Genomic DNA, 11,290 nt, shown 5'->3' with positions numbered 1-11,290 from the left:
CGTACGCGTCCAGCAGCGCGGCACGGCGGCCGGCGTCCGGCAGGTGGCGGCGCACCACCTCCACGACCGTGTTGCCGGTCAGCGCGATCCGCTCGACACGCCCCCGCTCAAGCGATCAGAGGACAGGGCCGAGGCCCCGAGCGTCAGAAGACCGGGACGCCCTCGCGGGTCAGCCGCCAGTCCACCGACGCGAACCGGGCGCCGTCGATCTCGCCGGTCTCCTTCACCCACCCGATGATGAGGTTCCGGATCTCCTCGGACGTCGACCACAGCTGCGGGGCCGCCGCCACGTGCGGGAAGTTGCCGCCGCCCCCGGCCCGGTAGTTGTTCACCGCCAGCACGAAACGGTCACCGTCGGCGATCGGCTTCCCCTGGAAGCTCAGCTTCCCGATGCGGCTGCCCACCGGCTGCGCGATGTCGATGTCATACGAAACACCGCTCACCGCGTCGTAGTTGTAGTCCGGCGTGTTCTCCGCGTTGGTCAGCTTCGCCGGATCGACCGGAGCGCCGGCGGGGGTCCGCGCGTAATAGCGGGCCGAGAACTCCAGGTACTCCTTCAGCTGCTTTCCGGTCAGCAGCCGCGCTTCCAGCGTGTTGTCGAACGGGTACAGCGACGCCATCGCGCGAATCGTCACGTCCCCGGCGGGGACCTCGGCCGTCCGGGAGAAACAGGACGCCTGGGAAAGCACCGGGAGACCGGCGTGCTCGGTGCCCGCCAACGCCTTGCGCACCACTTCGGCCTGCACGTACGCGATGAAATCGAGAATGGGCGTGTCCTTGTACGGGGCCTCGGTCGCCGTCATCGCTGCCTTGGACTGACCGATGACCTGATTGACGTAGGCCACGACCTTTTGGTGCTCGTCCCGCAGCAAAGACGTGATCCGGGGGTCCTCCGGCACGGTACGCGAATCGAGCACCTTCGAGGACAGCGATTCCACCTGCCAGCGGCCCTTCTCCCACACCACCTCGATGTCGAAGAGGGTCAGCCGCTGTCCCCACTTCAGCGGCTCGGAAAGGACGACTTCCTTCCCCGTCTTCTTGTTCACGACCCGGCGCTCGGGAATCTCCACGTGCGCGTGCCCGACGAGGATCGCGTCGATCCCCGGCACCTGCTCCGCCACCAGCACCGCCGCGTTCTCCACGTGCGGCAGCTGGTCACCGTAGGACGAGGTGCCCGACGTGCCGGAATGCGCGGAGACGAGCACCACGTCCGCGCCCATGGAACGCAGCTTCGGCACCCATTTCGCGGCCTGCTCCACCAGCCCGGGGAACGCCAGCTTTCCCTGGACATGGGCCTTGTCCCAGATCGCGATACCGGGATTGGTCAGTCCCAGCACCGCCACCTTCACATCCCGGCCGTGCGGTGTGCGCATCCGCTTGACGACATACGGGGGAAAGGCCGGGCGCAGCGACTTGGCGTCCACCGCGTTGGCGCCCAGCAGCGGGAAACGGCACTGCTCCTCGAACTTCCGCAGCACGGGAATGCCGTAATTGAATTCGTGGTTCCCCAGCGCCGCCGCGTCGTAACCGATGGCGTTCATCGCCTGTGCCATGGGGTGCACCGGGCCATGGGCGCCGGTGATCGGGTCGACCTTGGCGTAGTAATAGGCCAGTTGCGTGCCCTGGATGGTGTCGCCCGCGTCGATCAGCAGCGTATTGTGCCGCCCTTTTTCCTCCCGGACGTCGTTCACCAAGGAGGATATCTTCGCCAGCCCGACGTCATTGTGGTTCTTGTCGTCGAATTCGGCGTCGGTGGCGTAGTCCCAGTTGAAGACGTTGCCGTGCAGGTCGGTGGTGCCCATGACGGTGAACGCGTACCGCTTCTTTCCGCGACCACCGTGACGGCCGTGCCCGCCGCCGTGCGCCGCGGCGGTGTCCGCGCCCGTACCGACGAGCGCGACCCCGGCTCCCGTGGCCATGGAACTCCCCAAAAACGTCCGGCGGTCGAGCGGCATGTCGTTTCTCCCTTGAAAACCTTGCGTCGATCAGCGCTGCGGGACAACGGGGTCCCGTACAACGCGCGTAGATTCTGACGCAGGGGCCTCCCGCGCAACACCCCTGACAGGTTGCGATCAGGTGACCACCGGTCCCTGACAAACGGGGGAACGCGTGCCAAGCTGCACCCCGTCAGCCCCGCCGCGTACCGAAAGCCGTGTGCTGACGCCGCACGCCGCCTCGCAGGGTTGGGACGTCACAGGCCCGTACGCCACGGCGTCCCGCCCAGCCCACCACTCAAGGGAGCCGCCCCATGACCGATCCCGCCCCCGCCGCTCCTGTTCCGCCCCACACCGCCCTGCCCTACGGGACCCCCGACACCCCGCGCCTGACCGTCCGCGGCACCGCCCGCCTGGAGGTCGAACCGGAGATCGCCCGGCTCTCCATCACCGTGCGGGCCCGCAACACCGGCCGGGAGGCCGCGCTGAAGGACCTCACGCACCGCAACGACCAGGTTCTCGCCCTCATCACGACGTACGGCGAGGCGGTGGAGAAGCGGGAGACCGGCGCTTTCACCGTCACCCCCCAGCTCACCACCGGAGGCCGCCGGGAACGCGTCCGCGCCTACCACGGGCACGTCAACATCAACGTGACGGTCGCCGACTTCGCGGTCCTGGGCGAACTCACCACCCGCCTGGCCGAGAATGAGCTCACCAGTGTCCACGGGCCCTGGTGGGGGCTGCGCCCCGACTCGCCCGCCCACCGCACGGCCCGGCAGCAGGCGGTCCGGGAGGCGGTGCAGCGCGCCCGCGAGTACGCCGACGCGCTCGGCGCGCGGCTGGTCGCGCTCGCGGAGCTGTCCGACGCGGATGGCGAGGACGAGTTCGTTCCGTTCGCCGGCGGGATGGTGCAGACCCGCGCCATGTTCGGCGGCGACAAGGCCGACGACGCCCCCGAACTCAGCCTGGAACCCGAACGGCAGACCGTCTCCGCGCGCGTCACCGCGCGCTTCACGATGACGCCGCCGTCACTGTGACGGGCAGTGGACGGAACAGGGGTTATCCGCTCATCGGAGCGGCGTTGTGCGCATTCAATTATTTGTCAAGAGGCTTTCACGTGACGGCTGTTGGACCGTCACTTCCACACAGTTCTCTACCAGTGGGTAGGTCATAGGGTCGAAGGCATGCGCCGAGCCAAGATCGTTTGCACACTGGGACCAGCCACCGACTCGTACGAGCAGATCAAGGCGCTCGTCGAAGCCGGAATGGACGTGGCCCGCTTCAACCTCAGCCACGGCACCTACGCCGACCACGAGGCGCGGTACGAGCGGGTCCGCAAGGCATCCGAGGAGACCGGCCACAGCGTCGGCATCCTCGCCGACCTTCAAGGTCCGAAGATCCGACTCGGCCGTTTCCGTGAAGGGCCTGTACTCCTTGAACGCGACGACGAGTTCGCCATCACCGTCGAACCCGCCGTCGAAGGCGACCGCCACCTCTGCGGCACCACGTACAAAGGGCTCGCGGCGGACGTCACCCCCGGTGAACTCATCCTCGTCGACGACGGCAAGGTGACGCTGGAGGTCACCGCCGTCCAAGGGCCGAAGGTGTGTACCCGGGTCGTCGAGGGCGGCATGGTCTCCGACCACAAAGGGCTCAACCTGCCCGGCGTGGCGGTCTCCGTCCCGGCGCTGTCGGAGAAGGACGAGGACGACCTGCGCTGGGCGCTGCGCACCGGCGCCGACGTCATCGCCCTCTCCTTCGTACGCAACGGCCGGGACGTCGAGGACGTGCACCGCATCATGCGGGAGGAGGGCCGCGTCCTCCCCGTCATCGCCAAGATCGAGAAGCCGCAGGCCGTCGACGACATCGACGAGATCGTCGCCGCCTTCGACGGCATCATGGTCGCGCGCGGCGACCTGGGCGTCGAAATGCCGCTCGAAGCGGTCCCGATCGTGCAGAAGCGGGCCATCAAGCTCGCCAGGCGCAACGCCAAACCGGTCATCGTCGCCACGCAGATGCTCGACTCGATGATCGACAACTCCCGCCCCACCCGCGCCGAGGCATCCGACGTCGCCAACGCCGTCATCGACGGCACGGACGCGGTGATGCTCTCCGGCGAGACCAGCGTCGGCAAATACCCGACCGAGACGGTGCGCACGATGAGCCGCATCGTGCGGGCCGCCGAGGAGGACATCCTCGCCAAGGGGCTCTCCCCCCTCGCCGAACGCAGCAAGCCCCGCACCCAGGGCGGCGCCGTGGCCCGCGCGGCGGCCGAGATGGGCGACTTCCTCGGCGCCAAGTTCCTCGTCGCCTTCACCCAGTCCGGCGACACCGTCCGCCGCCTGTCCCGCTACCGCTCACCCATCCCCCTCCTCGCCTTCACCCCCGAACCGGCCACCCGCTCCCAGCTCAACCTGACCTGGGGCGTGGAGACCTTCCTCGGCCCGAGGGTGAACTCCACCGACGAGATGGTCGCCCAGGTCGACGAGATGCTCCTGCGCCTCGGCCGCTGCGAGCGGGGCGACCTGGTCATCATCACCGCCGGCTCCCCGCCGGGCGTGGCCGGCTCGACGAACCTCGTGCGCGTGCACCGGATCGGGGAGGATGACGCGCCGGTGCGGTGAGTCCGCGTCGGCGGGCGTGCGGGGTGGTGGTCCGGCCGGATCGGTGCGGGGGCGCGTGCTGACGAGTCGTCAGTGCTTCGGGCCTATGTGGAGGTCCATGAGGGCCACGGACGCTCTTCTCGCGACGGACACGTTGTGCGTCTTCCGGCCGTGGCGGCTGCGCTTCCACTCCACCCCGACGCGGTCGAAGGTGTCCGTGCAGAGCCGCAGGATGTCCTCGGACGCGTTGGTGAAGAAATACCGCGGGTACTCGTACCTCTTCCGCTCGCCGCCCACGGTGCGGGTCGCCCAGTTGGTGATCCGGCAGCCGTCGGAGTGGATGAGACCGCGGAGCAGCTCCCAGGGGTGCGCGTCCACCAGCGTCCGCTGCCACGGCTGGAGCGTGATGGGGCGCTCGTGCTTCTTTCCGGGACCGTGCTGCGGGAAGTAGCAGGGCCAATGACGGGCGTAGCTCGTCACCATGACGCAGCCCTGCTGCCGGACCAGGCAGACCTTGTTCGCCGGGCGCACTTTCGTGATCGCCGTGCGACAGGACTCGACCAGACCTGGCCATGCCTCGGCGCAGGCGATCCGCAGCGCGTGCACGTCGCGGCCCGACTGCGCACTGAGACAGCCGTCCCCGAGGTAGAGGCCCAGGAGGTAGACGTACGCCTCCGGCTCGTCGGGGAGCCGTGGCTCTGCCGCGCAGCGGGGGCACGCGGTCCCGCGCCGCAGCGGGTCGATCCGCTGCCGCCAGTCGCGGATCGCGGAGCGCGAGACCCCCGTGATGTCGCTCACGGAACGAAGGCTGCGGCCCTCGGCGAGGAGGGTCAGAGCGCGCTGCCGTACCGGTTGGTCGTACATGGCCACGAGCATGGGCCGGGGACGGGTCATCGTGTACGCGTTCAACGTCGAAGGCGTCAGAACGGGTGAACTTTTGGCGTTCTTACGTGACCATGGAAACGAAGGAAAAGTGCCCCGGGTCGGACTCGAACCGACACTGTATGGGTTTTGAATCCATTGCCTGCTGCCAATTGGGCTACCGGGGCCAACAGATCTAAGGCTAACGCCTACCTGCTGTGGGACTACCTTACAGGAGCTAGGTAGGCTCATGGGGCACCACCTGCCTGTAATGAGGAGTCCCGTGAGCGCCGCCGAGCCCGAGCAGCCCGTCGCCGACGAGCAGTCGCACGTCCCGCCGCAGACCACCCGCGTGGTGATCGCCGAGGACGAGGCCCTCATCCGCCTCGACCTCAAAGAGATGCTGGAGGAAGAGGGCTACACCGTCGTCGGTGAGGCCGGAGACGGTGAGAAAGCCGTGGAGCTGGCCCGGGAGCACCGGCCGGACCTGGTGATCCTCGACGTGAAGATGCCGATCCTGGACGGCATCTCGGCCGCCGAGAAGATCGCCGAGGAGAGCATCGCCCCGGTGCTGATGCTCACCGCCTTCTCGCAGCGCGAGCTGGTGGAGCGGGCGCGGGACGCCGGGGCCATGGCGTACCTCGTCAAGCCGTTCTCCAAGAGCGACGTGGTGCCGGCCATCGAGATGGCCGTCAGCCGCTTCACGGAGCTGAAGACGCTGGAGAAGGAGGTCGCCGACCTCACCCAGCGGCTGGAGACCCGCAAGCTCGTGGACCGGGCGAAGAGCATCCTGCAGACCCAGTACGGGCTGACGGAGCCCGCGGCCTTCCGCTGGATCCAGAAGACGTCCATGGACCGCCGGCTGTCGATGCAGCAGGTCGCCCAGGCGGTCATCGAGGACGCGGAGGAGAAGAAGGAGCAGAAGGAGCGGGAAAAGGAGCAGCGGGAGAAGTAGGCCGCGCTCGCCTTCCCCTACGTTCGTGCGTCCAGCCCTGGCGGGCGGTCGGTCTCCGGCCGCTCGCCTTCTGGTGCGCGCCGCCGGCCGACGGGCGCCCGCCGACCGGCCCGGCGAGCCGGTACGCCCGGTCCGCCCCGGCGGGCCGCGCACCCGCCCCGAGCAGCGGCGATCCCCGCCCCTCGCGCCTCTCCCGGAACCGTCCCGCAGCCTTCACCCGGAACCGTTCCTCGGCCCTTCCCTGGAACCGGATCTCGGCCCTCTCCCGGCACCATCCCCAGTCCTTCCCCGGAACCGGACTTCGGCCCTCTCCCGGAACCACCCCCAGTCCTCTCCCGGAACCGCCGTCCCTCAGTCCTCCCCCAGATACGCCTTCCGCACCGACTCGTCGTGCAGGAGCTGTTCGCCGGTGCCGGACAGGGAGATCGTGCCCACCTCCATCACGTAGCCGTGGTCGGCGAGGGAGAGGGCGGCCTGGGCGTTCTGTTCGACGAGGAGGATGGTGGTGCCTTGGGAGCGGAGTTCGCGGATGGTCTCCATGATGCGCTGCATCATGATCGGCGACAGGCCCATGGAGGGCTCGTCCAGCATGAGGAGTTTGGGGCGGGACATCAGGGCCCTGCCCATGGCGAGCATCTGCTGTTCGCCGCCGGAGAGGGTGCCGGAGGGCTGTTTGCTGCGTTCGCCGAGGATGGGGAAGAGCTCGTAGACGCGCTGGATGTCCTTGTCGATGCCGGCGGTGTCCTTGCGGAGGAACGCGCCGAGCTTGAGGTTCTCGACGATGGTGAGGCGGGGGAAGAGGCGGCGGCCTTCGGGGGAGTGGGCCAGGCCGCGCTCGACGATCTTGTGGGCAGGGGTGCCGACGAGCGGGGCACCGTCGAAGGTGATCTTTCCGGCGACGGGTTTGAGCAGGCCGGAGAGGGTGCGCAGGGTGGTGGTCTTGCCCGCGCCGTTGGTTCCGATGAGGGTGACGACCTGGCCGGTCTCGACGGAGAACGAGATGCCTTTGACGGCTTCGATCTTTCCGTAGGCCACGCGCAGCTCCTCGACCTCCAGCAGGGCGCTCATCGCGGCCCCCCTTCGAAGCCGGAACCGGAACCGGAACCGGAACCAGGGCCGGAACCGGAACCGGAGCCGGAGCCACCGGCACCCCCGCGCGCCCCGTCCCCCGGCCCGCCGGCACCCCGGCCCGGTCCGCCCGCCGGGCCCCCGCCCCCCCTGTCCCCCGGCGCGCCCGCGCGGGCCTGTTCCTCGGCGGCGCGGACCTCGGCGGCCTCTTCCGCGCCGGGGGCGTCCTCGAAGGGTGTGCCGAGGTAGGCGGCGACGACCCGTTCGTCGGCCTGGACGGTCTCGGAGGTGCCTTCGACCAGCTTCTCGCCCTGGACGAGGACCGCGACCCGGTCGCAGAGGCTGAAGATGAAGCGCATGTCGTGCTCGATGACGAGGATGGCGGTGCCCTGGTCGCGGATGGCCAGGACGAGTTCGCGGGTGGCGCGGGTTTCCTGGGCGTTCATGCCGGCGGTGGGTTCGTCGAGGAGGAGCAGGCCGGGTTCGCTGGCCAGGGCGCGGGCGATTTCGAGCTTGCGCTGTTCGCCGTAGGGGAGGTTGCGGGCGAGGTGGTCGCGTTTGGCGGCGAGGCCGGTGAAGGCGAGGAGGTCCATGGCGCGTTCTTCGGAGGTGCGTTCGGCCTTGCGGAAGCCGGGGCCGCGGAGGAGGGCGGACCACAGGCCCTCTTTGGTGCGGGTGTGCCGGCCGACGAGGGTGTTCTCCAGGACGGTCATGTTGGCGAAGAGGCGGATGTTCTGGAAGGTGCGGGCGATGCCGGCCTGGGTGACCAGGTGGGGTTTGCGGGAGAGCCGGGCGCCTTTGTAGCGGACGGTGCCTTCGGTGGGGACGTAGAGGCCGGTGAGGCAGTTGAAGAACGTGGTCTTGCCGGCACCGTTGGGGCCGATGAGGCCGACGATCTCGCCGGCGTCGACGGTGAGGTCGACGCCGCGCACGGCGGTGAGGCCGCCGAACCGCATGGTGACGCCGGAGGCTTCCAGGACCGTGCGGGTGCCGTTGGCGGTGGGTGTGGTCATGGTCTCCTCACGTCGCCTTGGTCGTGCCCAGTGCCGTGCCTCCGTTGGGGAGGCGTTGTTCCGGCACGTCGAGCTGGCCGGTCTCGTGGAATTCGAGCTGCTTCCTGCGGTCGGGGATCAGGCCCTCGGGCCGGAAGCGCATGAGCAGGACGAGCGCGAGGCCGAAGAGGAGCAACTGGTAGTCCTCCAGGAAGTCCAGCTTGGCCGGGATGAGGAAGAGCAGCGCCGCGCCGACCAGCGGTCCGCTGAGGGTGCCCATGCCGCCCAGGATGACGGCGGCCAGGAGGAAGGCGGAGTTGGGCGGGGTGGGCCCGGCGAACTGGAACTGTTCGGGGGTGGCGGTGGTGACGATGTGGACGTGGACGGTGCCGGCCAGCCCGGCGAGCGTGGCGCCGAGGGCGAAGGCCAGCAGCCGCAGCCGGAAGCTGTTGACGCCCATGGCGACGGCGGCGGTCTCGTCCTCGCGGATGGCGATCCAGGCGCGCCCGATGCGGGAGCGGGAGGCGCGCCGGAAGACCAGCACGACCAGCGCGGTGACCAGGATCATCAGGAGGTAGTAGTTGCCGTAGGGGGCGATGGTGAAGCCGAGGATGACGTGGGACTCGCCGAAGTTGAACCCGAAGATCTCCAGGTTGGGGATGTTGGGGATGCCCATGGAACCGTTGGTGACGTCGGGTCCCGTGGTGCCATTGAGGTTCAGCATGACGATGCGGAAGATCTCGCCGAATCCGAGGGTGACGATGGCGAGGTAGTCGCCCCTCAGGCGCAGCGTCGGCGCGCCGATGAGGACGCCGAAGACGAGCGAGGCGGCGGCGCCGGTCAGCAGTGCGGCCCAGAAGGGGAATTGGACGTCGAGGGCGGATTCGGGGGAGCCGGAGACCAGGGCGGCGGCGTAGGCGCCGACGCCGAGGAAGGCGACGTATCCGAGGTCGAGGAGGCCGGCCAGGCCGACGACGACGTTGAGGCCGAGCGCGACGGTCGCGAAGACCAGGATGTTCGCGCCGATCAGCGTGTACTGGTCGGTGTCCTGGGTGAAGGGGAAGCAGGCGGCGACGAGGAACGCCAGCAGCAGGGAGACGCCCCGGTGCCGGGCGGTGAGGGCGGTGAGCCGGGTGGTCAGTCCGGAGCGCTGGAGCGCGGGGACGGCCAGGGCCAGGAAGATCAGGTAGCCGAGGAAGGGCGGCCCGTCCTCGGCGTCGACGCCGAAGACGAAGACGTACAGTCCGGCTCCGAAGGCGGCGGCGATCAGCACGATCTCCGCCCAGGCGGGCAGGGGAGCGGCCGGGCGGCGGACGGGGACGGGCGCGAGGGTGCGGGTGAACCGCTGCCAGGGCCCGGCGGGCGGGTCGCCGCCGGTGCGGTCGGCGGGCAGGCCGAGGGCGGCCAGGAACGCGGCGAGCGCGGTCACCCCGGCGATGTAGCCGCCGGGTTCGAGGTTGACCAGGCCGCCGAGGTCCACGGCGATGGCGCCGAGGGTGAACCAGGTGGCGGCCAGGGTCGCCAGCGCGGCCAGCACCACGGGCGCGTTGCGGCCGGCCGGGGTCAGCACCGCGAAGCCGCGCACCCCCAGGCTCGCGAGGGCGAACAGGAGGGTGAGGACGCCGCCGGCGAGGGTGATGAGCTGGAGCCCGGCGGGGGACCCGTAATAGGTCAGGTCGCCGGGGAAGTCGCTGCTCCACGTCCAGGGGAGGGCGGTGGAGGCGGCGGTGGCGAGCGCCGCGACGGCGGTGGTGACGCGGGCGCCGTTCTCGGGGAGCGGGAGGGTGCCGGGGTGGCGCGCCGGGTTCGGGGCCGTGGTCGTCATCGTGATCACGCCCGATCCGCGACGCGTTCGCCCAGGAGGCCCTGGGGCCGCAGCAGCAGGACGAGGATGAGGAGGACGAAGGCCCACACGTCCTTCCAGGCGCCGCCGCCGAACTGCTGCATCCCGGGTATCTCCTCGATGTATCCGGTGGCGAGGGCTTCGGCGACGCCGAGGACCACGCCGCCGAGCATGGCGCCGTAGATGTTGCCGATGCCGCCGAGCACGGCGGCGGTGAAGGCTTTGAGGCCCATGATGAAACCCATGCGGAACTGCACTTCGCCGGTCCGCAGGCCGTACGCGACGGCCGCGACGCCGGCGAAGGCCGCGCCGATGGCGAAGGCGAGCACGATGACCCGGTCGGTGTTGACGCCCATGAGCTTGGCGGTGTCCGGGTCCTGGGCGGTGGCCTGCATGGCGCGGCCGTTGCGGGTCTTGGAGACGAAGACCCCCAGGGCGATCATGCAGACCGGGGCGGCGACCAGGACGAAGATGTCGCCGCGCTGCACGGTGGCGCCCAGGATGTGGAAGGCGTCGCCCTTGAACTGGGGGAAGACGCGGGCCTTGTTGCCTCCGGGGTACCACTTCCAGATCGCCTGCTGGAGGGCGATGGACAGGCCGATGGCGGTGATGAGCGGGGCGAGGCGGGGCGCGTTGCGCAGCGGCCGGTAGGCGAAGCGTTCCGCCGCGACGCCGACGAGGACGGCGACGACGATGCCGCCGACCAGCATCAGCGGGAGCGCCGCCGCGAGCGAGACGTCCGAGGGGAAGGCGAGGTAGACGGTGAGCGCGCCGAAGCCGCCGACCATGAAGATCTCGCCGTGGGCGAAGTTGATGAGCTGGACGATGCCGTAGACCATCGTGTAGCCGATCGCGATGAGCCCGTACATCGCGCCGAGGATGAGTCCGTTGGCCAGCTGTTGCGGCAGCTCGTTCACCGCGGGGCCTCCGTGGGGTGGGAAGACGGTACGGGCGCCGCGGGCAGCCCGCGTGCCGCCGCGGGCCGCTCCGGGGGCGCTTGTGGCGTCCGGTCGCGGCCCGGGGGCAGTGATCGG

9 protein-coding genes and 1 tRNA gene are annotated in these 11,290 nt (G+C 69.8%); 3 read left to right on the top strand and 7 right to left on the bottom strand.

Features of this window, described 5'->3' with window-relative positions; translation table 11 throughout:
- Positions 1-143 precede the first annotated feature (143 nt).
- Complete coding sequence (locus ABZX96_RS29200) at positions 144-1,955, bottom strand: 5'-nucleotidase C-terminal domain-containing protein (RefSeq protein ID WP_355550150.1); 1,812 nt, start codon at positions 1,953-1,955, stop codon at positions 144-146.
- A gap of 293 nt (positions 1,956-2,248) precedes the next feature.
- Here ABZX96_RS29200 and ABZX96_RS29195 point away from each other — a divergent pair, with 293 nt between their 5' ends.
- Both ABZX96_RS29195 and pyk read left to right on the top strand, forming a co-directional pair.
- Positions 2,249-2,971 (top strand): SIMPL domain-containing protein, encoded by a 723-nt coding sequence (locus tag ABZX96_RS29195; RefSeq protein ID WP_355550148.1) that lies wholly within the window; start codon positions 2,249-2,251, stop codon positions 2,969-2,971.
- Between the two features lie 147 nt (positions 2,972-3,118).
- Positions 3,119-4,558 carry a pyruvate kinase gene (gene pyk / locus ABZX96_RS29190; RefSeq protein ID WP_355550146.1) on the top strand — a complete coding sequence of 480 codons (1,440 nt, stop codon included), beginning with the start codon at positions 3,119-3,121 and terminating at the stop codon, positions 4,556-4,558.
- Between the two features lie 69 nt (positions 4,559-4,627).
- Here the strand turns inward: pyk and ABZX96_RS29185 are convergent, their stop codons facing one another.
- Complete coding sequence (locus ABZX96_RS29185; protein ID WP_355550144.1) at positions 4,628-5,401, bottom strand: helix-turn-helix domain-containing protein; 774 nt, start codon at positions 5,399-5,401, stop codon at positions 4,628-4,630.
- Between the two features lie 110 nt (positions 5,402-5,511).
- Positions 5,512-5,586 (bottom strand) — tRNA-Leu (locus tag ABZX96_RS29180).
- Between the two features lie 95 nt (positions 5,587-5,681).
- Here ABZX96_RS29180 and ABZX96_RS29175 point away from each other — a divergent pair.
- A complete protein-coding gene (locus ABZX96_RS29175) occupies positions 5,682-6,353 on the top strand; it encodes a response regulator (RefSeq protein ID WP_355550142.1) in 672 nt (223 codons plus the stop codon).
- Between the two features lie 351 nt (positions 6,354-6,704).
- On the opposite strand, the gene ABZX96_RS29170 is transcribed toward ABZX96_RS29175, so the two are convergent.
- From ABZX96_RS29170 to ABZX96_RS29155, 4 genes are read right to left on the bottom strand one after another with little or no spacing between them, the layout of a single operon-like run.
- Positions 6,705-7,421, bottom strand: coding sequence for an ABC transporter ATP-binding protein (locus ABZX96_RS29170; RefSeq protein WP_355550140.1), 717 nt, complete (start codon positions 7,419-7,421; stop codon positions 6,705-6,707).
- Positions 7,418-8,434: an ABC transporter ATP-binding protein gene (locus ABZX96_RS29165; protein ID WP_355550138.1), complete on the bottom strand. Its 1,017-nt coding sequence runs from the start codon at positions 8,432-8,434 to the stop codon at positions 7,418-7,420. The genes ABZX96_RS29170 and ABZX96_RS29165 overlap by 4 nt, the downstream gene beginning before the upstream one ends.
- A 7-nt stretch (positions 8,435-8,441) precedes the next feature.
- Complete coding sequence (locus tag ABZX96_RS29160; RefSeq protein WP_355550155.1) at positions 8,442-10,238, bottom strand: branched-chain amino acid ABC transporter permease; 1,797 nt, start codon at positions 10,236-10,238, stop codon at positions 8,442-8,444.
- Between the two features lie 5 nt (positions 10,239-10,243).
- Positions 10,244-11,173 carry a branched-chain amino acid ABC transporter permease gene (locus ABZX96_RS29155; protein ID WP_355550136.1) on the bottom strand — a complete coding sequence of 310 codons (930 nt, stop codon included), beginning with the start codon at positions 11,171-11,173 and terminating at the stop codon, positions 10,244-10,246.
- Positions 11,174-11,290 lie beyond the last annotated feature (117 nt).

This window comes from Streptomyces sp. NPDC003077, assembly GCF_040611095.1.
Lineage (GTDB): Bacteria > Actinomycetota > Actinomycetes > Streptomycetales > Streptomycetaceae > Streptomyces.
Note: the sequence above shows the minus strand (reverse complement) of the source record. Positions and strands in the feature narration are given on the sequence as shown.